The sequence below is a fragment of the Mesorhizobium sp. M0960 genome, assembly GCF_040319055.1.
Taxonomy (GTDB): domain Bacteria; phylum Pseudomonadota; class Alphaproteobacteria; order Rhizobiales; family Rhizobiaceae; genus Mesorhizobium.
The window spans coordinates 1-20,886 of sequence record NZ_JAMYNN010000021.1; the positions used below are offsets into that span (position 1 = coordinate 1).

A 20,886-nucleotide genomic window follows, 5' to 3' on the forward strand; every position below is an offset into this window, starting at 1 on the left:
ACTCATTGACCATCAGAACGGTAATGGGCTCGCCTAACACTTCGCCCCTCCCAGATTCAGGTAATCAGGCATCCACCGGATTACCAGTCTGTTGAGACTGAGGTTTGCGCAAACTGGCACCAGTTGCAAGACCAGACCCCGGCAAAATGGCGTTGGTGATCCGCCAAAGCGTGATGTCTGCCCGTTGCTGGCCGAGAATGTGGATTTCGCTTTCTTCAAGGCAGAGCTCTCCCTTGGTTTTGCTGGAACGCATGACAACCGGGCCGGTCACGCCGGTGACGGATCGGGCGATGACCGGAGTTCCGCCATCAGCCGCAGGATGTCGGCGAAGAGTTGCCTTGGGATAGCGACCTCCGCCATGGTATTGCTCGCAGGTGCCGCGCTGGTTGTAGAAGGCGACAACGTTCTCAGGCGGTCTCGACAGGTTGGTGACGATGAAGCCGATGCTGGGAACAAGCTCGCCCGGATGCCACTCGACCCTGGCGACGACGCGGTGTGGTGTCGTCCAGCTTGCCGCCTGATAACGGAAGTTGGCGTAATACCGGCGCACATAAAGAGGAGGACGTCCGACCGGACGGGGCAGCAGATGGCCGATCCAACCCTGCGGGATGCGCGGCAGCGGATACCCGCTCCGGTTGCCCCCTCCTGTATTTGTTGACTCTTAAAATTATGTAGAGCTAATATGAATGTGCTACTGTCTAGGGCAAGTCCCCTAGCTTCATCTGCTAGACTTGCTCGCTTCAGATTTAGTTGAAATTCTGCAACTAGCAGAACCAAACCCCATAAGCTCATGAGGATAGATGGGAGATGCAAGTCCTCTCCTTTACTGTGTTGAGCGCAGGATTGTTAAGAGTGCTGCTGATCCCTGACCAGCCTGTTCACGGCAGTTCTTATACGAACGATCTTTGCCCTTGTGAAATTCGTGAAAAGCTTCCTCTCGAGGACCCAACCGCCGAAGTCGATGTCGCGATCGTCCTTGCGGTCGATATGTCGGGCTCCATCAACCAGATAGAGGCCACGCTACAACGCGAGAGCTATGCGGCTGCTTTGGAGTCACCGACCGTGTTGAAGGTGATCAAAGAGGGTATGCACGGCAAGATCGCTGTCACTTTTGTCGAATGGTCGAGCCGCGGCTCCTTAAAAACGCGGGTGGATTGGACCGTTCTTTCTGAGGCGAATGATGCGTCGGTTGTCGCGGAAGCAATTCGGAAAAGGTCGGAAGGCCTACACCGAGATCCGCACGGTGCAAAAACATCGATCTCATACGCCATTGATGTGTCTGTTGATGCCTTTGACAAACTTCCTGTCCCGACGTTGCGCAGGGTCATCGATATCTCAGGCGACGGAACAAACAATGACGGATCTTCACTTGAAGAAAGCCGCCTGAGAGCGCTTCAGAAGGCCATCGTCATCAACGGTCTCCCGATGGGCGCGGAAATGGAAAATGGCGAGACCACCGCGGAATATTACGAGCGGCACGTTATCGGGGGGCCCGGCTCGTTTATCATTCCAGCCGACAGCTCGGCTGAATTTCAATGGGCCATAATCAACAAGCTAATTCGAGAAGTAAGTTCCATCTCCGGAGAGAAACGCTCTTAGAACGATCGCACCGATACGCGCGGGAAGGCTCCCTATAAATCTGTCGAAGAAATCTTCGGTGACGAGGCCGGAGTTGGAATGATGGACAGAGTGTTAGAAGGACCTAGGCGGCACGTATAGGCAGATCATGGCGGGCAAGACACGTGCGAACGTCAAGACCGACAAACTGCGTGGGCGCGCTATCGTCCGCGGTGGTGCCGGCACAGCTGCCCGGACGATAGGTCTCTTCGGTGGCATTCTCACCTATGCGGTCGAACTCGGTATCATCGAGCAGAACCCGGTGCATGGCGTTCGCAAGCCGACGGACCAGGTCAACGCCCGCCGTCTCAGCGAACAGGAGTATCGCATACTCGGCGATATTCTGCGGAAGGCGGTCGAGGACCGGCAATACGAGACCACTGCAGAAATCATCCGGGTGATCGCGCTGACTGGGTGCCGGCGCAGCGAGATCATTGGTTTGCAGTGTGGCGAAGTCGATCCTGAAGGAAGTTGCCTGCGTCTGACCGACAGCAAGGAGGGCGCGTCGGTGCGTCCAATCGGTCTGCCTGTGCTGGAGTATCTCGAGAGCCGCCGCAACGAGGAACAAGATGCCGAGGACTATGTCTTTCCCGGCTGGGAGGATGACACGCCATTCGGAGCCTTCCCCAGACAGTGGACGAAGCTGTTCAAAGCTACCGATCTAGCCGGCATTACGCCGCATGTCCTGCGGCACAGCTTCGCCAGCATCGGCAACGACCTTGGGTTCACCGAAGCAACCATTGCAGCCTTGGTTGGGCATTCACGCGGGACGATAACGAGCCGCTACATCCATACCGTGGACACCGCGCTCATCATGGCGGCCGACAGCATCGCTGGCTACATTCAGGGCCTGCTGGACGGCGTCGCATTCACCCACACCGTCTATGCGCTCGATCGGGACTCGAGGAAATCGGCCCTTGCTCACTTCCTGGGACAGAGCAACCCCGCGATGTCCAATGTGACGCCACTTTCAACTGCCGTGACCGACGGCAGCAGCGCGCTGCAAGGTTGACCAGCGTTAACCCAACCAACGCCACAGCGGCAGATCAGCTTGACGGGGGCCCTCACAAGTCGATGTCCCCTTCTGGCGCCAGCTTTGTCGCCTAGCTGGAGGGCCAACTAGGGAATGAGAGGCTGTTGATCCGAGGCGTTCCACGACTAGATCGATCCTCTCTGATGTCCTCGTATTCTCGACTTACTATCAGGTTCATTCGCGGCATGATCGATGACGCCATTGCGGGCGCTGATCATCCCTCCCACTTGCACCTTTTCCGCTGTAGGTGAGCAACGGCGATCCCCGCCTCGGCGTTGGGTCAGGCGCGGTTCTTAACACGCGCCGTACCGCTCTTGCGGTTCTTGGTGTCGGATGAGCGTCGCTAGGTTCACGCCACGACGACTTCCCCTTCGAGGGAAGTTCCGCGGCGGCACACCTTTCGGGCTCGGAATACCGGACAAGGCCTTCCTCGTCGACGTGTCGTCGACCGAGGAGCCAAAGCTATTGTCGAGGCTATGGAAGATCAAGGCCAATGCCGAGCGACGTCAAATGGAGTCGAGTAGCCTGGTACGCGACCGTCATTGCCAACTGGACGAAGCTCCGGGAAGGCGCAGTTCGCTCATTTCCGAGTTGCAGCCGGAACGGCTCTCTCGTCCGTCTAGCAAGCTGACGAACTGAACTGCGCGTTGTCGCCAACGAACGCACTTCGCTGCCTCCTGGACGGGTAAGTCAGTGCGATCTCGTCAACATGCCAGGACCCGCTCCCCGACCGCTCCGACCAGGCCTCAAGACCGTCTTTGGCAACAGTTGGGCGACATTGGATCCGCGCCGCAATAATAATCGGACACATACTTGCGCACTGTTGTACAACGGTGCTGTAGCAATCGTATTGCTGTCATCGACGGAGGGGTGCTGGAAGATGGTGGTGAAAGTTCTTGCCCTTGTGGCGGCGTCGTTATTTTCGACGGCAGTTGAGGCTGGCGAGCACCGGCTTGGCAACTGGAATGTGCAGACACTGGTGCATTCGGCCGATACGGCGACGGTGTTTCCAGATGATTACCACCGGACGGCCGCCGACTTCGCGGACCTGCGCAAATGGCGTGATCTCATTGCGGCGGATGTGATGTTCCTGCAGGAGGTGACCAGCCCCGCCGCCATCAATGAAGTCTTCCCGGTAGCCGATGGATGGACGCATTGTATCAGCGGGCAATACGCCGTGCTCGAGCACATGAACCAGTCGGGGCCGGTCTGTACGCGAGTGGGCGAAACGCCGCACATGCCGGTCGCCGCCGAACGGCAGCAGTTCACGGCGATTGCGCTGAAGGAGAGTGCGGGTCTAGTCCTCGACATGGTCGCCGATTTGCCAGAATTGAATGTCAAATCCGACGACAACGGAACTATCCGTGACGTGCGGTGGGGCCTCGATGTCATCCTGCGGGACGGTGCCAGCCGCTTGCGCGTGCTGGTCGTGCATTTGAAGTCGGGCTGTTTCGATGACCGGGTCGACCGGAAATTCTTCACCAGGGATCCTGCGCTGGACCCGCCCGCCAAGTTCGCCTGTGACACGCTAGGGCGGCAGATGTTTCCCCTGCACAAGTGGATCAGGGCGCGCGAGGATGCCGGCGAGGCTTGGATGATTGTCGGCGACTTCAACCGTCGCCTTGATTTAGGTGGAGGCAGGACGCAGGACGAAGTGTGGACCGCTCTGACGGCATTCGCGCCGAATAGAGACGGTCTCGATCAGGACAATCGGCCCGATACGTTGATGATGCGTCAGCCGTACAAGGAAGCATCGCTGTGCTGGCTGGAGAAGCGCAACGCCATGCCGGCCAGCCTGGCCGAGCAGGACGAGTACTTCTTCGCGCCGATCGAGTTTTTCCTATATGGGGCAAAGGTCGGCGCCTTGGTGACGCCGGCAAGCGGCGGACAAGTGCCGTGGCCGAATGCGCAGCCGAAAGATAACGTCCGGCTGTCCGATCATTGCCCGGACGTGTTGAATCTCAAGCTGGAATAACAGGATCCACATGCAGATTCTGTCGTGCCAGAGCCCACTTGTGATGTCGCGACGCCAGCCAAGCGGCGCGTCCAGCTTGCGACGTCGCGTCCCCTCGGGCTTGACTAGATAGATGAATGCGTACCGAGGGGATGGATACGCTGGCGCCGGTCAGACATTCTAACTCAGGAGACCGCGCTTCTCCTGCTGCACGATCCACGAACCGACCCGGAGCGCATTGGCTACCACTGTCAACATCGGATTCAATCCAAAGCCTGTGGGCATGAAGCTAGAGTCCACGACGAAAACGTTGCGCGCCTCATGCAGGCGACAATGCGAGTCGAGGACGGACCGCTCGGATTTCACGTCGTCGTCAGGCCCCATTCGGCAGGTCCCCATCTGGTGGTCACCGATGAGATCGACGATCGCGGGCGAGGCCCCGAACGTCTCAATGATCTTCTTGTTGCCGTTGCTCCTGAACTTCGCGACGGATTTCTCGAACATCGGGAGGGCCAATTCGTACATCCTCCACTCATTGGGGCCAAGATCCCGCGTGACTCGGGCGGTGGGGATGCCGTACTCGTCGACGTGCTTGGGATCGAGGTCAACGCGGTTGCGAGGCATGGGTAAATCGTCGGCCGTTAGCCTCAGCTCCATGGACCGCGCGTATGTCTCGATTTCCTTGAGCGGCTGGAGCGCCGCGCCTCGTTGCGAGTCGAAGTAGGCGGCGGCGTTTTCGAGCGGGTTCTTCTTGGCCGTGCTCGTTAGAGTCCCGGCCTTGATCCAGTTCTTGGTAACGGGCTCTTGGAGGAAATAGGGCTCATAGCTGGTCACGTTGCCGGTTGCTCCGAATTCACCGTGGACCATGCCCTGAAACGCTTTGTCGAGGGTGATCTTTACGCCAAGCCCGAAGAGGTGGAAGGTGGCGTTCCTCCCCAGTTGATCGCCCCGGTTGCCCAACCCTTCGGGTGGACCCGACAAGCGCAGCAGGCGCGCGGTCTGGATCGCCCCGCACGACACGATCACGTTGTCAGCCAACTGCTCTTTGAGCACTGGGTTGTCGGGGTCGCTGATGTCGAGATAGCGCACTCCCGTTCCCCGGCCAGCCGCCTTGTCGAACATGACCTCAATGGCCTTGGCGTTGCAGTGAATCTGCACCTTGCCCTCAGACCGAAGCGCGTCCAGTTCCCTGAGCGTTGTGACGCGGGTGCCGAACTTCGGCGCCTCCTCCTTGCCCCAGCAGATGTACTCGCCACAGAAGCCGCACATGTTGCATGCGTTTCGCTTGGCTTCGCTCCAGATCTGGTCCGCCTTCTGCTGCCAGAATTCAGGCCGGTCGTTGGAGGTCCATGTCGCCAGTGCCGCGGCAATCTTCTCGCGGGTCTGGTAGGGGGCGCTGCCGGGTTGAACGATGGCGCAGGGCAGGGGCACAGGCCACATGCCAGCGTGATGCATGCCCAGCTTGGCGAAGTGTCCGACCGGCGTGATCGGGTAGGCTCCGCAGGGCAGTGGCGTCGTGTCGAACCAATGTTGCTTGTCGCCGAAATATGCCGGGTGATTAAAACCCTTGTACCAAGCGCTCTGCTCAACCGCGTTGTTCATCTCGCCCCGGTCGCCGCTGACGCCCATCAGCGCCTCTGCGACCCTGTAATACGGCAGCATGTCGCCGTACCCGATGGGCCAGTCCGGCACCGCGTAGCCCTCTTGCGCGAGCTGCGCCAGTTGCTTCGTTTCCGAGAAGTGCGTGTTCAGCAGGAAGTCCAGGGGCATTGGGCGGTAGGACCAAGTGCCCCAGATCGTGGACCCTCCACCAAGAACCGAGCCCGTCCAGCCGTTGACGAACGGCTTGGCAGTATCCTTCTCGAAACGGCGAAAGGTTGTGTAGTCGCCGCGCAACCTTCGCTTCGGGTCGGGCTTGCGAAGGCGAAAGTACTCCTCTATATGGGCCGACGAGTTGAACCCAGGCTCATCCTGCGGATGACCTGGCATAGCCTCAAACTCCTTCGTGATGTCACGTCCCTGTTCTAGCAGTGTGACACTGTAGCCCGCCTTGGCGAGGAGCCACGCGATGGTTCCGCCGCCGCCGCCGGACCCCACCACCACGAAGTTCGGTTTCTCGGTCATTGCTGTCTCCGTTAGAGCAGAGCGGTTACCTTGGCGTCGAACTGAGCGACAGCTTCCTGAACCTGTTCGGGATTGTAGACGTTGTGCCGATGACGGTGCTCTCCTGCCTCGATCAGCACCGCGCGCTGCCACAATTCTCCTTGCTCATCGACAGGCAAGAACGGACTTTCCAAGTCGAGCAGACAGATCGCAATGTCCTTGGCGAAGCGCTTGATGAAGTCAGACGATTTAACAGCTTCCGTGGGTGGCCAGGCCGCTAGTTCATCGGCGAGCAGATTCTTCGCGAACTGGAGCCAGCTCGCGTCGTCGGGAAACACGCGCTGGGTCTGCGCCTTCATTAGCAGTGGCCAGCACGCCGCGTAGAATTCCGATCTCGCGCGCGGCAGCTTGAGCTTAGTCTTCGGATCTACCGTCGCGATCACGAAGTTCTCGGAATCGACAGGCGCGAAGGCAGCCGCTTCATCGAGCTTGTGCTGCGCCCGCCAGTCTGCAGGATGGTGGAGGCTCGGTTCAAACCAGAGGGGAGCAGTCGCGATCTTGTTCCATCGGACACGCAGGGCCTCGTTTGAATCAGACTCTATAAGGAGATCGAGGCGCTCAACAGCGCGAAGCGACTCGATCGACAGCGTCGGCCCGGACCCGCGCCAAGGAAGATCCGGCGCATTGGGCGGAACGTATTTCTGACCATCTTTGACCCAGCTTTCCAGCGGGAACAGCTGCCGCGCGAGTTTGGTAAGAGTGTCACGAACTTCTGCGTCGGAAATCATTCCCATAGAATGTTCACCTTGGCACGATATGCCTATCCGAGGTTGATTGGAATATATGCTCTTGCAAACTCGGGATATCGATGGGGTCATCCCCGGCGCGAATATTGACCGTACTAATGCAAGATTGTGGTCAACAAATCAATGCGTTACCCTCTACTCGTGCGGGGTCAGGCTTCGGTGCTGACTCACAGTCATACGATGCACGATCCCGCTCCTTCGATCTGATTGCGACCCCAGAGAACCGGAAAGTATATTAGCTGTCTACCCGAAAGATTTGTCATCCACAGTGCAATCAACGCTCTGGGGCTGTTGACTGGATAAGACTGACCCGTTTAATCGCATTCGCGGCGCCTTTTCGCACCGCACGTTGCGTGCTCGGATCTAACGAAGTGGCCGCCTCCCTCAAACGATGCGCCTGAATTCTCGCGCGGGAATCCGTCCCACCTGATCCTCGAACTCCACAGGCGCTGTCTTTTGACGCTCTGTTCTCGCGCTCAGTATGTCAGAGAAAAGCGTGCAAAACGTCAGAGTGCCGATAGTCTCGCCCCATTACGTTAGTGCGGGCCCGGCATGTCTCGCGATAGTCTTCCGTCAAGTTACTATGGAAGGCATAGCTCATGAGTTCAATGATTTAAGATGTCAGGATAGCTGGCGTTTCATCAGTTCCAGGCTAACATAGAGGAAGTTTCCGGTTCCACGGGCCAGGTCGAGGACGCGCGTCGTGCAGAGCTTATGGTGATAAGTCTTCACTGCAGCCAACGCTGCCGGATGATTTCCGGCATCCCGCAGTTCCTTCACCTGTCCTTGCACAGCCTCCCAATCGGCACGTAGGGGCTCAATCAATTCACTTACCGCGCGCTTTTGCCTTGAGTTCTGGCGAGCTTTCGGACGGGTTTGCAGCCAATTTTGCAGATCGCCGATCTGTTACCCACAGGGACTTTTTCCTCGCCACCAAATCGTCACGATCGCCCTCAGCGGTCGCTCGGCTATGCATGGCAGCTATGGCGTAGTCGGCTCTGTTGGTTCGATAGTCTTCTTTTTGGACAGTCATCGTTTTCTCCCAGTTTCATAGCCCCTCTTTTTGCCCTGGCGGGGAGATTAACTGCCGGTGCATTACGCGAGTCAATCGATGAAACGACCACTCCGCAGTCGCGAGGGCGGGAAGCAAGCCGACAATTTTAACGTTGGAGCGGCTTACAGAGTGCAACACAGCCGCCCTTCGTCGGGCTGCGTTGATCGCGTCCATGTTGCCCTTCAGCTCGCCGATCTTGGCTTCACCTGCCTTGATGTCTGTGTTGTCCATCATGCTGCCAACCGGCAAGCCAAGCCAAAACACGCCATCCACGTCATGGCGGGCCGTCCTGTGTTGTACGGCCATTATCGGGCCAGGTCGGAACTCGTTCGGAAAAGTTCGGCTTCCAAATGGCTGCAGGACGTGCCCGCTTATACGCTGGACGAAACCAGCACGGGCTTGATGTCGGCTGGGCGAGTAGCGCAGCCCGACAAAACGCTGATGGCTACAAACGCACATAACTTGATTTTCATGCTTCCCCAAAATGCGCGCGGCGAGCATGCGTTGAGGGCGGGACGAAGTCTATGTGCCTTGACGGGATGCCGAATATATTCCTATTTTGCGGGATGCCGCACCGTCGCCGCCATGAACAGATTTCCGAGTATCATCTTGCCAAGATCGAACGGCAGGCTTGGCTACTGACGAAGGAACTGCGGGTCGCGCAGTTGTCCCTAAGGCCGTTCTGTCCGCACTACGACGCCATCGACAATTTGCATCGGGCCCTAAAGCGGGCGCTCAACTTGCTGCATGACCGCCCGGCGGATTACGAAGAACCGCATTTCGCGCCCATGTCGCGAGGGTGAAGAACTAGCCTGTCAGTTTAGTGAAGTCGTGGCGCCGCGCGCGAACATGTGCCAGCAAATTCGTTTCGTTTACGACCCCTGATTGAAAGAGATTCAGCGTGGTCGAGGCCAGAATCTGACCGTCTATCGGGGTGCTGTACCATTTGGCGTCGGCAGTTACCTGGTCGACAACTCGCTGGCAGATCGCCCGATCTTTAGGTCTAAGAAACTGACTGTTCAGTGCTCGTAGCATCTCGAAGCCTTGAAACGGGGAGTCACCTGTCTCCCGCGCGATACCCATGCGTGGTCTCCGAGCATGGACCCTAAACGCATTCAGACAGAAAATTGCCATTCGTTTGAGTGGTACCGATGTCGCGTGGATAAGCGGCGGTCCGCGAGCTAATCCACCATGTCGCGCAGCGGCTTCTTGCGCTTTGGCGTCCTGTACTTCTCGACCAGCCTGACCTTGTCGATCTCGATCGTCACCAGCGGTCCCAGATCGACGGTCACCCTGCCGCCTTCCTCGTCTATGCGCGTGATCTGTCCGGTAAGCTCGATCTGCTGCCCCTTCTTCGCCTTGGTATGATCGATGATCGAATGCGGAAAGCTATAGCTCGGAATCGAGACGTTTACGCAGCGCTGAGTGACCCGTTTGCGAAGGCGGCCGGGATCGGCACCTCGTCACGAATGGAAATTCCGCGCGCCGTTCCATGAGTCTGGTGCGCTCGGCGCCTTACTCAAGATATTGCTAATTATGAATGAGCCCGCTTCCTCCAATCGATGGATGAAGCCGTTCGTGGGCCGGTGCTACTTTGATGCATCGCGCGACTTACCCGACAAGAGCTGGCTCCAGAGGCAAAATATGAGCAAGACGACTCTCATTGCTATCGCAATCCTCGCGATCAGTGTCGGCTGTGCCGAAGCCAAGGACCGTAAGGTCGAAACCGCGCCCCTCGGCACGTACGCCAATTCGAAGAACCTGCCGGTTTGTACCGCGGCAAGCTCACTCTTCGAAGTCCTCGGTGATAAATGTTTTCTCGTCACAGGTTCGATGATCTATGGCGACATCGCTGAACTCTCCCGGACAATTACTTTGAGTTGGTAGCCTAAGCAACAACCTCCCAGCGCGGCCTCCAGTCTCCGGTATGAAGTTGCGTCGCAGGGGCTGCCTTCGCCCGGATATCGACCCGGTCTTCGCGCGTCGCCAATACCGGCGCAATCCCCAGTCACGACGGGCCTCTCCAAAATTCCCGTCCGCACCTGCGGTCGAGCGTGTCGCGCCAACACAGCAGCGCCTCTGCATCGTTTGGGCAACCCAACGCATAGCTTCCGGTCCGGAAACTCGCTTACGCGTCTCATCGTCCATTCGGCAGTGGAAAATTAGGCCGATTTGGCAGTGCTCAGAATCGCGTAGCTGTCCTGCGATCCGCTCGGAGAAGATGGCGAGTGGTTGCGGGCAACTGCGCCTCAAGCTGGCTGGCGACCGCCGTCTGCAGCCCGCTGCTGCGGAGCAGCGCTGACGCTGCGTTCGTCCGGACCCGTCGCAAGACCGCTTGATTGTATCCGGCCTGGAGACAGACAAACGCCGGCGCAACCTCACCCTGAAACCAAAAGACAATATCGATGACCTCCAACAGCTATGCTCCCAAGGGTTCAAGCGCCTGCAAACATTCACCATGCCAATTTCGCCATCGCCGCTTCGATAATGACGGCGCCATCAATTTCATGGAGCAAGCTTTGCCGCCAAGGGGGGTTCTGCCCGATGGCGGCGACCAAGCTCGTGCATACCTCGATCACCACACCAAGACCCTGTACCTCCTACTCAGGGGAGAGATACACGTTGGCCTCCTTGGCAGCCGCCTCAAAGGCTTCACGCACCTCTTGGGGGGAGGCGCTGCCCTGGAACGCATCGACGCAGGATTGGACCGCCTTGGTCCACTTCGGGCCCTTTGTGTCCCACCCCATGAGTTCCTCGGCGGCTCCCTCGACGTGGCTGACCCCATTGCGAATGCCCGGACGTTTCGTCTTCACGTAGACCGGTGGAGAGAACCAGGGAGGACCCATAAGGGGGAACTTAGAGCGCCAAGAGCCCGCCGACCAACCCCGCTTTAGCCGCAGCTAAGGGAACGATGTAGGCCCTCGCGGGTTTAGAGGTGGCAGCGGGATTCTTCGTGGATGTGCAGCCGCTGTGGGGGGTCCGTCGCCTCTCCCTCACCGGCGGCGGGCTCCTTTCGCGAAGGCGGTGTTGGTCAGAGAACCTTTACCGCAGTTCAAGTTAGCTACTTGTCATTGGGGGAGTAATGTCCCCTCCTCTTTTGCAGCAGCCAGGAATGCCTTGCGGGCCTCCTCGGGTTCCATCTCATCGAAAATCACGGCCATGCAAACGCGCACCGCGAGATCCCAGCAAGGGCCACGCTTGGTCCACTTCATCAGCTCCTCGCCGGCTGTCTCGGCGTTGTTGACATTGTGGATGATCCCGGGACGCTCGGTCTTGACGGGGACCGGAGGGTTGAACCAGTGGCGAGCCAGGGTTTCCTCTCTATAAACCGGCTCAGCGATTAGGACGGCTAACCATTTGTTAGGGATGGTCTGAGTCCGTGACGGGTGTTTCCAAACGTTCATCGACGTTTATCCGAGCGGTCGGTACGAAGCCGGTATGCATCATCTTCCGGTGGGTGTCGCCCTAGTCATTTCGCTTGTTGTCGGTCTAGCCATTGCGGCGATCGCCTCAAAGGACCATTCGGAAATCTGCGGCATCCGATGCTTATTCGTCCTCGGCGAGAGCGTTAATGTGAGGGCTGTCACGCCAAGGCGGGAATATCGAGAATGAATGGCAGCACACGGTCGCCATTGCCAGGTCACGACAAGCGAAGTTGGCTGACAGCTATTCGCGACCGTCGAAAGGCACGTAGAGGCCCATGGCAGTTGCTGCCTCGAGGATCGCCTTGGTTAGTTCTTCGTCGGAGGCCACCAAACAAGGCGCAGCCTCCCGAGCTTCGCGTAGTGCCGCTTTGATCGAGACCGTGTCGCGACGGTCCGCCCTGTTGAGGAGTACAGTGATTGCTTGCTCTAGAAGCGGACCGACCCTTTGCGCGACGCTCATCCGGCCCTCCCCAGGGACACGCCGAAGGGGAATCTACTCACTTCCTGACCGACATCAACGCCATGTACGAATCGTACGAATTGGCACGGTGCTAGGCCGCAACAGTCAGCAATTTTTAGCTCGAGTTTCTGATCGGTGATCGGATAATTGGCTCGCGCGCAGACCCCCTCCGACCATAGAGCGCGCTTCGATCCGCCTTTCGTCCACAACCTTGGGTCGAATCGTCCCCGACGTATACCGGAGGGAAGAACCTGCCATCAGGCTATTCGCGAAGGTCGAACGCGACGAACATGCCAAAGGTTGGGGCAAGATCGACAATAAGCTCCACCAGCTCGCAGTCACTTTCCGCCAGATGTAGCCCGTCTCGGCGCACCGCTGCGATAGTCTCTTTGACGGAGATGATGATTTGGCCGCGCCGGGCTCGTAAAATCAGCTCTTCAACAAGCTCATTGGCAGTCACTTTGATAGGTCGGCAGTTCGTCCAAACGTTCATACCAGGCCTCCCACCTCAGCGAAACATTCATGACCCTCTGTCGAGAAAAATCAAGAAGAATGTTTGATAAGTTCTGAGTGAGAATCAGGGGAGAAGCCACGAAGCGAGCCTCTATACTCTTTGACCTGACGCTCAGCCAGCCGGCTAGGGACCTTCTTCCGTCGGGCCCTGTTTGGCCCGATCAATAGCCGCAAGTAATGACTGCAGGGTTGGCGGCAGTTCTGGTTCGACCTCCAGATTTAAGAATGTTTGTACGTGATGACGATAGCCTTCGGAACGGATCAGTTTCCGAAACGCTTCGGAGACAGACTGATGGTCTGCTTTGTTGCTCGTTGTCATGTTCGGGAAGTCCGTCCCAATGAGCCGCAACTCGCCCGCAACGAATGGGTTCCATCAGGAGGTCGGAATATTTGGTAGAAATTTCTGAGCGGGAGATCGGATAACTGGCTCGCGCGAAGACCCCCCGTTGCTCGAGCGCATTACCTTCACCAACTACTTCGCGCGCGAGATTGCGTTGCCGGTCCGTGTCGACTTCGATGCCGATTTCCGAGACATGTTCGCGGTGCGCGGCACCACGCGTAGCCATCACGGTCGTGCCCATGACGCGCTGATTGGTGAGGCAAGCGTCACATTTCGGTACGAAGGGCTTGATAATGTGGCGCGCCAGTCGGTCATTGCGGAGCCGGATCAGGTGCATTCCAGTTACGCCGAGTTCCGCATTGTCGTGCCGAGCCGTGACCGCAGGATCCTCCATCTGGATGGTCGGTCACGGCGAAGAGATTCCGTCCAGTGACCGGTTTCGCGCCGCCGCTGGGCGAGCGCGATGTGCGATTTCGCTCAAAGCGCCGGCAAGGCGCCACCGTTTTCAGTTCCGGACGCGTGTTCAATGACTGGCTGGCCCGCACACGTGCCGACATCGCGCTCCTGACAACCGACCTCGCGACGGGACCATACCCGTATGCCGGCATTCCATGGTTCTCAACCGCCTTTGGTCGCGACGGAGTCATTTCCGCCTTGCAGATGCTCTGGCTCAATCCCGAGCTTGCCCGTGGCGTGCTGGCGTTTCTCGCCCGCTGCCAATCGACCGAGACGTCCGTCTTCGGAGACGCGGACCCAGGCAAGATCATGCACGAAACGCGCAAGGGCGAGATGGCCGTGCTTCGCGAGTTGCCGTTCGGCCGACAGGACCGGAGATGAGGACTTTGTCGATCGCATTTGGGAATCACTGGGTGCTGCCACGGCTTGGATGGAAAAAGTCGGAGCCCGCAATGGGGAGGGGTTCGTTACCTACAGCAGGGCAGCGGATACGGGCCTCTTCAATCAGGGCTGGAAGGACAGTGCCGATGCGATCTTTCCATACCGACGGCACTGTTCCCAAGGGACCGATCGCCTTAGTCGAGGTGCAAGGTTACGTCTTCGCAGCATACCAACCGCGCTGAACGCTCGCACCTACCAAGCCGGACAGCGCTACTGGTCGCTGCATGTTGCACAGGAGCGGAAGAAGCTCGAACGCCGAGGCTTTACCCCACCAGATCGACGCCGAGATCAGCCGCTATGCGACGGCGATCAGCCGCATCCTTCGCTCTCAAAAGCAATATGGCTCAACACCGGATAGTGCCACATGAGCAAGGGAGCGAGCATATCCGTCCGCGAAGCGGAACGGAGTGGGGGTGTGGGGCCTCAGGCCCCGCGTTTTCCTTCTGTTGGCGCTAACGCCGCGCGCGCGATGGCATTTCGAGGCAGTGGAGCGCATGCCGGATGACGGGTTCCTCGCGAGCACCAGGCCGCGCACCATGAGCCGCGCTCGCCGTCTGTCGACCTGGTTGCCGCCGTGCTTGAGCGCGAGTGGTGGCGGTGGCCTGAAGGTCGCGACGAATGAACCGCCGGCCCAGTTCAATCCGCGCGACGTCCTTCAAAGCTGGGGGGATCGATCTTCACCAAGCGGTCTGCGGCCTCGACCGCAGTTAGTATCCTCCTGCACAGCGCGAGATTTTCGGCCAGCATTTCTTCGGTGCGTTGAAGCGCGAGCTCGGTCCGGTGGATGCGCTGCCTGGCATTGGCAACTTCCGATGTCAAAAGATCGGCCGCCATCCCGTGGCCGTGGGGTTCCATAGTGTCCATGGGTTTCTAATACATGGGGGGCGATATCGTTCCCTGATGTCGGGCGAAACGGCGGGCCGCAGAAAAGCGCGATGGGCCGAATGACCAATGCGCTCCCTGTCAAAACAGCGGACGCTGAGGAAGATCACAAGGGAAGCACTAAGGCGCAACTCAACCTCAAAGCGAACGGTCCGTTTTTTTGGAACTTTGTGGGCTGGTCGACAAATTGCACGAGGTTCCCTGATATGACAGGCACTCTGACCCCGTCCTTCCCAGTCAGGCGAATGTCGCTGTCGTCTCGACGGACCAAAACCATCACCTTTCGGACCGATCACGTGACGATTCGCGACGGCATGAAAAAGATGACGGCGGCACCCGCTACCGAGTGCCGTGTCGGTGCTGCAGGCCCCAGGCCGAAGCAAGGGGAAGGCCGGTTTTCTGCTTGTGGGGGAAAAGCGCCCTTTATTCCCCTGCCCAATACCGAGCAGGTGCGCGACAAACGCAGGCGTAATGAATGCGAGCAGTTCCACACGAGCAGACCGACCCCACCAGCGCCGCATCCTCGCGACGACTCGGACCGTCTCGAAATGCACGAGCACTGTTTAAACCATCAGGACGGTGGAGAGGGCGAGAGCAGTAGCTATTCTGAAATCTCCAACGATGGTCGGCAAACCGATAATGGAAGCGAGCAGTCAGTCGGCGCCAGAATGGTTGTCGCCCACCTAAGTCGAAGAAATTCTGGAGGAGGAACAAGGCGTCCAAAGGATGGGGTCAATCACCGCCCAGCATACGGCTACGAGGTGTGGTTCAGGGGATTTAGCCGTAGTGCCAGTGCGGCTTTGGCTCGGTGCCGGTGAACATGACGCCGATGCGGTCTTCGCGACGCCAACGAACCACCGCCTTGTAGGCGATGCCGTCGGTCGGCACATAGAGCAGGAATTCGTCGGGGACGCGAGCGTCGATCGAGGCCTTCAGTTCGGCGCCGCCGGCATGCATGTTGCGCACCGTGCACGTGACCTCGGAATGGGTCATGCCGGTCAGGATTGTTGCGCCCTTGAAGACGCGCTGCCTGCGTTGGCGCCTCTGTTCGTCTTCAGCCATTTCGCCTAATTCCCGGCGTCTGTTGCTTCGTGTAGCTTTTGGTCTGCCAGATAATTGAGCTTGGCTGATGAACATAGCGTTATCGTCAGAGGCGGCGTGACATGCGGGATCGGTTGTGGAAGTACGTTTCAGGAGCATGCCGGCCTCCTACCAAAGGGCTTGCCAAAGCGGCCGGCGACCCCAATGGGTCAAGCCGGGGATCAGAGCCCGCGTGAAGCACCTTGCGGCAAGGAAGAGCTTCGCTGCAGGCTTTTTATGGAGAACTAGCTGCGGCGTCCGACTAGAATGAGCCTTATGTTCCAATCAACGGAACCGTGACGGTTGTCGCATAATTAATCGGATACCGGTCGAAATACGGGAACTCGATCACGAACGCATATTTGGCGGTCAGATGTGCCATTCGAAAGCCGCCGCTGGGGGCGTCGATTGCTATTGTTACGTCGACGTCGCTCAATCCCAAACTCAGCAATTTTGCCGTGGCTATCGCTTTTATCTCTGCTTCGGTCAGCGAATTCTTCATTTGCAGCGCACGTGAGGACGTTTCCAGCGTGTAGCGAACACTCGACATGGCATTCAGAGCCCAGCCGAATGCGAAGATGCCGATCAAAAGCGTTATCAGAATAGGCGCGATCAGCGCGAACTCCAATGCGGCTCCGCCTGATGCCCCACGTATGAAGGCTCTCGCTTTAGCGGACACGAATCACCTGTTTGTGGCTGAGCTCGCGCGAGAAGGAAAAATCGCCAAAACTGAAGGGCGGGAACCAGATGGCTGTCGCCTGTATTTCGACGAAAACCGCGGGAGCTTTCAAACTGTCGCACAGGACAGATGGATCGACCACGGTGATCCCCCACATATATTTCCGGCTCAGCGTCACCTGCGCGTCATCGGGATGATTTTCCCAGCTCGAAAGGGCGACGGCTTTGGTGGCCGCGTCGTCGGCTGCGCCTTGCATCACGAGGTTCGCCGCCGTTTTGACGCCTGCACGCATCGACAGCGCGCTTGACACGAAAGACCAGCCGTTAATGACGCCAAGAAGTACCAGGCAAAGGATCGGCACAATCAGCGCAAACTCTACCGCAGCAACACCCGAATCGCTCCGGAAGATCCGGACGGATCGCCGTTCCACGAAGATTACTCCACAAGCCGAACGGATTGCGTCGCCGGAATGTCGCGCATTCCGAGGCTCGTGCAATCCTGGCTGATGCTCGTGTTGCCGGACCACTGCAAGGTACCGGCGACGACCTGCGTGCAACCACCCTTGCCAGAAAAATTGCCGAGATAGTTGACGTCCTGTGTTGGAAAATACAGAGCGCCGGTCAAAAGCGAGTCCGCCGTGCCATTGAACGTGTTCGATCCCGTCAGGTTACCTCTGTCGCCGTAAAACAGGACACCGGAATACGTGCCCGACGTCGGTGCGCTAAGCTTGATGGTGGCGTTGCCGTTCATGCTGACGCCCGCGCTGCCGGCCAGATAGATGATGACTCCGTCGCCGGAAACATTGGCGTTCGCGTTCGCTTTGAAATCACCGCCTTGAATGACGTACACGCCGGGCGCGAGCGCAACATTGCCGCTCAAGCTCAGCCCGCTGCAGTATGTCCCGGGGTTCAGGGTCGACAATTTCGAGTTTTGACAGGGAGTTGTGGCTGGTGGCGCCGGCAGGTCGGCAAAGGGATCACCAGCGGGTAAGGCCTGGGTTATCGGGCTGGCGCAAACAGTCGTCACGGGGTTGTTCAACGAAACACCGCCGGCCGATATCAGGCAGTCGGCCTGAAGGTTTGCCGATCCCTGAAGCTTGATCGCATCGGCGGCAATGGAATTGGACATCACGGAGCAGCCCGTCATTTTTATGGTCGAACTGCCGGAAAACAGTGCCGCTCTCGGGGCGGAGCGATTGAGCGACAAAGCGCAGGCCTTTGAGGCGTCAGTGATAAAAGCCACCGCTCTTGCCCGTGCGCCGATCGCGTTTTGCGTGAATATCGATGTAAAAAACCGATCGAGGGTCTGATGGACGATGACCTCGACGGCCTTTTGGGCGACATTCGGGCCAGAGGACGGTGGCGTGAAGATTTCGATTGTGCCTGTTGACGGGTCCCAGCCGTTGGTCGTCGCTGACAGTGTCGCGGCGGAGACAATCGTTGGCTTGTCAGATCCCGAAACCTTTTCCAAAGCGCCAGCATAGGCTGCCGCATCCGCCACCGCCTGTAATTTCAGGCTGCTAAAATACCAGTAGGAGGTCTCGATACCGAGACCCGCTGCGCCGACGACAATCGGCAAAGATAGGGCAAAAATAGTAGCAACGTTGCCGCTCGTCCCGACGCCTCGTCGCAAACACCGAACCAACCGCCTCGATATAATGCGCCCCATTTCCATGGGGTATTTAACGAAAAGATGGATGAAGGAATGGCTAAGAATTTCGCTCCATTTGATATATCCGCTCCTTGGCGCGGCCGGCACAAGCTCCCGCGGCCGCACTCGGCGACCACGCTGCTGGTCGCTGGCCCTATCTTCAACCGGCGGCGCCAGTCGCGTATCGGGTTAGCGTTTCCAGTCTCAATGATTGACTTTGCGAGTGTTTCGCCCTCGTGGGTAGGCTAACGGCCATAGCCGCGACAAATGAAATCAGATTTGCGCCAGCGCAAAGCGTGCACGGCAAGCAGGCCTCACCTGCACGCGCTCCACTTTGACAAGCCTAGGCGCCAATTGCACGGCGCTTCCAGGAGTTCCACCTGGAGCTATGTGCGCTCTCGCGCGAAACAGCGCGCCCCCTTGCCAGGCCTTCGAAGCAATCCGTCGCTGAGAACACGCGCGACTCACGAGCGTTTCAATGGAGGGAGCTGCTTGCCGCGCTCGATGTTGGAGATACTTTCCAGTTGCGGCCGATGCGATCGGCCATTGGTTTGGACGCGTACATGCCGTTCGCAGGCGGCTTGTGGGCGCGACGTGAACGGAAAAGAAACGTTTCCAACATTAGATTCCGCGATTCGAATGAATCTCGCTTGTTCGGCATAGTCGCAACGCGGTGCTGGGCTAGTCGTGCCAACAAATCAATTAGCGCCCTGGCGGAACTGAGCCCGATGAACAGCTTGACGATACGCCGCCGCATACTCGCCAGTTTCGCGGCCGTTCTGGTTGTCATGTCGGTTATGGCCATCATTACATACGTTTGGTTTCTCCAGACGGAGCAAGAAGCGACCAGCGTGGAAAAGGAAACTCTTCCGGACCTCTATCACAGCACCCAGATCATGATGGGACAGATGGATGCCCATAGTCTTCTCCAGGAATATGCTCTTCAGGACAATCCTGCCGACAAGCGGGCTTTCGAGGCTACCATCAAGGCGAACCGCGACGCCCTGCAACGGTCGATGGACGAGTATGAAGAGACCATTGAGTCCGATTTGGACAAGCAGAACTACGCTGTCGTCAAGGACCTCGCCGATCAATTCCGCCAAGCCGAAGCCGCCGTACTGGATGCCAGTCGTGCCGCGTTGGCGAAGGGAGAGATCCCCAACGAGCGCCCGGCCATCAAGAACAATGTGGAGCCGATCTTTCGGAAATTGCAATCGGCTCTGCAAGCCATGGTCGAGGACCATAGAGGAGAGGCAAACAGCTCGACCCAAAAGATAGGTTCGATCGTCCGCACAGCGAAGTTGGGCCTGATTGCCGGGTTCCTCGTAGCACTCGGTTTGGCCCTTTTGTGCGGCTATCTTCTATTCCGTGCCGTTAGTGTCCCGCTTGGCCGATTGGTCGATCTCGTCCGTGTAATGCGCCTGGGCGACTTCAGCGGGCGCCTCGATTTGAAGCGCAAGGACGAGTTTGACACGCTGGCTGAGGGCTTCAACACCATGGCCGATGATCTCACCACGCTGATAGGCCAGGTTCAGAAATCCAGCATTCAAGTCAACACATCGATAACCGAGGTGGCCGCCACTTCAAAGGAACAGCAGGCAACCGCAAATGAGATCGCGGCCACTACGACCGAAATCCGAGCGACCGCCAAGGAAATCTCGGCAACCTCCAATGAGCTCGTACGAACGATGAGCGAAGTTTCTGCGGTCGCCGAGCAAACTGCCACGCTCGCCACCGGCGGACAAGCAGGGCTGGCACGCATGGAGGCAACCATGCAGCACGTCATGGAAGCCGCCACCGCGATTAATTCCAAACTTGCGATTCTGAGCGAGAAGGCCGGCAATATCAATCAGGTGGTGACCACGATCACCAAGGTTGCCGACCAGACCAACCTTCTTTCGCTAAACGCCGCAATCGAGGCTGAGAAGGCGGGGCAATATGGGCGAGGCTTTGCGGTCGTGGCAACGGAGATCCGGCGGCTTGCCGACCAAACCGCCGTCTCGACATACGACATCGAGCAGATGGTCAAGGAAATTCAATCCGCCGTCGCAGCCGGTGTCATGGGCATGGACAAATTCTCCGAGGAGGTCCGACGTGGCATGCAAGATGTGCAGCAGGTCGGCGGCCAACTCTACGAGATTATTCAGCAGGTCCAGGGCTTGGTGCCACGCTTCGAAGTCGCCAATGAAGGAATGCAGGCCCAGGCAACGGGCGCAGCGCAGATCAGTGAGACGCTGACACAATTGAGCGAAGCCGCTCAGCAAACGGTTGAATCCCTCCAGCAATCCACGCTCGCGATCGACGAACTCAATCAGGTTTCGGGCGGGTTACGCAGCAGCATTTCCCGTTTCAAACTGCGGGCGCTACGAGAGGTGCCTGCGAGCTAGGACGAC

19 protein-coding genes and 3 pseudogenes are annotated in these 20,886 nt (G+C 58.3%); 7 read left to right on the top strand and 15 right to left on the bottom strand.

Annotated elements, in window-relative coordinates:
• Window positions 1-343: 343 nt before the first annotated feature.
• Window positions 344-595 (bottom strand): annotated as a pseudogene (locus NKH63_RS26620) (transposase); the annotation flags it as partial.
• 212 nt (window positions 596-807) lie between these two features.
• Here NKH63_RS26620 and NKH63_RS26625 point away from each other — a divergent pair.
• The 3 genes and pseudogenes from NKH63_RS26625 (at window position 808) to NKH63_RS26635 (ending at window position 4,625) form a co-directional block, all read left to right on the top strand.
• A complete protein-coding gene (locus NKH63_RS26625; RefSeq protein ID WP_352919435.1) occupies window positions 808-1,599 on the top strand; it encodes a DUF1194 domain-containing protein in 792 nt (263 codons plus the stop codon).
• 100 nt (window positions 1,600-1,699) lie between these two features.
• Window positions 1,700-2,629 (top strand): annotated as a pseudogene (locus tag NKH63_RS26630) (tyrosine-type recombinase/integrase); the annotation flags it as partial.
• Window positions 2,630-3,473: 844 nt separating this feature from the next.
• A complete protein-coding gene (locus NKH63_RS26635) occupies window positions 3,474-4,625 on the top strand; it encodes a hypothetical protein (RefSeq protein WP_352919438.1) in 1,152 nt (383 codons plus the stop codon).
• A 159-nt stretch (window positions 4,626-4,784) separates the two neighbouring features.
• Here the strand turns inward: NKH63_RS26635 and NKH63_RS26640 are convergent, their stop codons facing one another.
• The 4 genes from NKH63_RS26640 to NKH63_RS26655 all read right to left on the bottom strand — a co-directional run bounded on the left by NKH63_RS26640 (window position 4,785) and on the right by NKH63_RS26655 (window position 8,801).
• Complete coding sequence (locus NKH63_RS26640; RefSeq protein WP_352919439.1) at window positions 4,785-6,728, bottom strand: GMC oxidoreductase; 1,944 nt, start codon at window positions 6,726-6,728, stop codon at window positions 4,785-4,787.
• Between the two features lie 11 nt (window positions 6,729-6,739).
• On the bottom strand, window positions 6,740-7,501 hold the full coding sequence (locus tag NKH63_RS26645; protein ID WP_352846821.1) for a hypothetical protein: 762 nt from the start codon (window positions 7,499-7,501) through the stop codon (window positions 6,740-6,742).
• An 838-nt stretch (window positions 7,502-8,339) separates the two neighbouring features.
• The gene (locus NKH63_RS26650) at window positions 8,340-8,546 is read right to left on the bottom strand and encodes a hypothetical protein (protein ID WP_352919442.1); all 207 of its coding nucleotides are present in this window, start codon (window positions 8,544-8,546) and stop codon (window positions 8,340-8,342) included.
• A gap of 15 nt (window positions 8,547-8,561) precedes the next feature.
• On the bottom strand, window positions 8,562-8,801 hold the full coding sequence (locus tag NKH63_RS26655) for a hypothetical protein (protein WP_352919445.1): 240 nt from the start codon (window positions 8,799-8,801) through the stop codon (window positions 8,562-8,564).
• Between the two features lie 305 nt (window positions 8,802-9,106).
• On the opposite strand from NKH63_RS26655, the gene NKH63_RS26660 reads away from it, so the two are divergent.
• Entirely contained in the window at window positions 9,107-9,370 is a 264-nt protein-coding gene (locus NKH63_RS26660) for a hypothetical protein (RefSeq protein WP_352508194.1), read from the top strand.
• A gap of 4 nt (window positions 9,371-9,374) precedes the next feature.
• Here the strand turns inward: NKH63_RS26660 and NKH63_RS26665 are convergent, their stop codons facing one another.
• Window positions 9,375-9,650 carry a hypothetical protein gene (locus NKH63_RS26665; RefSeq protein WP_352508193.1) on the bottom strand — a complete coding sequence of 92 codons (276 nt, stop codon included), beginning with the start codon at window positions 9,648-9,650 and terminating at the stop codon, window positions 9,375-9,377.
• Window positions 9,651-9,992: 342 nt separating this feature from the next.
• Between NKH63_RS26665 and NKH63_RS26670 the strand changes: the two genes are divergently transcribed.
• On the top strand, window positions 9,993-10,454 hold the full coding sequence (locus tag NKH63_RS26670) for a hypothetical protein (protein ID WP_352919448.1): 462 nt from the start codon (window positions 9,993-9,995) through the stop codon (window positions 10,452-10,454).
• A gap of 713 nt (window positions 10,455-11,167) precedes the next feature.
• On the opposite strand, the gene NKH63_RS26675 is transcribed toward NKH63_RS26670, so the two are convergent.
• From NKH63_RS26675 to NKH63_RS26690, 4 genes are all read right to left on the bottom strand, one after another.
• Window positions 11,168-11,413: a DUF982 domain-containing protein gene (locus NKH63_RS26675; protein ID WP_352846830.1), complete on the bottom strand. Its 246-nt coding sequence runs from the start codon at window positions 11,411-11,413 to the stop codon at window positions 11,168-11,170.
• Between the two features lie 222 nt (window positions 11,414-11,635).
• Complete coding sequence (locus NKH63_RS26680) at window positions 11,636-11,971, bottom strand: DUF982 domain-containing protein (RefSeq protein ID WP_352508190.1); 336 nt, start codon at window positions 11,969-11,971, stop codon at window positions 11,636-11,638.
• A gap of 262 nt (window positions 11,972-12,233) precedes the next feature.
• A complete protein-coding gene (locus tag NKH63_RS26685; RefSeq protein ID WP_352508188.1) occupies window positions 12,234-12,452 on the bottom strand; it encodes a hypothetical protein in 219 nt (72 codons plus the stop codon).
• A 262-nt stretch (window positions 12,453-12,714) separates the two neighbouring features.
• The gene (locus NKH63_RS26690) at window positions 12,715-12,945 is read right to left on the bottom strand and encodes a hypothetical protein (protein ID WP_352508186.1); all 231 of its coding nucleotides are present in this window, start codon (window positions 12,943-12,945) and stop codon (window positions 12,715-12,717) included.
• A 466-nt stretch (window positions 12,946-13,411) separates the two neighbouring features.
• Between NKH63_RS26690 and NKH63_RS31400 the strand changes: the two are divergent.
• Window positions 13,412-14,375: pseudogene (locus NKH63_RS31400) on the top strand (glycogen debranching N-terminal domain-containing protein); the annotation flags it as partial.
• Between the two features lie 463 nt (window positions 14,376-14,838).
• On the opposite strand, the gene NKH63_RS26705 reads toward NKH63_RS31400, so the two are convergent.
• The 5 genes from NKH63_RS26705 to NKH63_RS26725 form a co-directional block, all read right to left on the bottom strand.
• Window positions 14,839-15,036, bottom strand: a complete 198-nt coding sequence (locus NKH63_RS26705) for a hypothetical protein (protein WP_352919454.1) — start codon at window positions 15,034-15,036, stop codon at window positions 14,839-14,841.
• A gap of 825 nt (window positions 15,037-15,861) precedes the next feature.
• Complete coding sequence (locus NKH63_RS26710) at window positions 15,862-16,146, bottom strand: PilZ domain-containing protein (protein WP_023680838.1); 285 nt, start codon at window positions 16,144-16,146, stop codon at window positions 15,862-15,864.
• Window positions 16,147-16,438: 292 nt separating this feature from the next.
• A complete protein-coding gene (locus tag NKH63_RS26715) occupies window positions 16,439-16,792 on the bottom strand; it encodes a TadE/TadG family type IV pilus assembly protein (RefSeq protein ID WP_352919457.1) in 354 nt (117 codons plus the stop codon).
• Between the two features lie 40 nt (window positions 16,793-16,832).
• Window positions 16,833-17,273 (bottom strand): TadE/TadG family type IV pilus assembly protein, encoded by a 441-nt coding sequence (locus NKH63_RS26720; RefSeq protein WP_352919460.1) that lies wholly within the window; start codon window positions 17,271-17,273, stop codon window positions 16,833-16,835.
• Between the two features lie 5 nt (window positions 17,274-17,278).
• Window positions 17,279-18,517, bottom strand: a complete 1,239-nt coding sequence (locus tag NKH63_RS26725) for a pilus assembly protein TadG-related protein (protein WP_352919568.1) — start codon at window positions 18,515-18,517, stop codon at window positions 17,279-17,281.
• 704 nt (window positions 18,518-19,221) lie between these two features.
• Here NKH63_RS26725 and NKH63_RS26730 point away from each other — a divergent pair.
• A complete protein-coding gene (locus NKH63_RS26730; protein WP_352919463.1) occupies window positions 19,222-20,880 on the top strand; it encodes a methyl-accepting chemotaxis protein in 1,659 nt (552 codons plus the stop codon).
• Window positions 20,881-20,886: the final 6 nt, after the last annotated feature.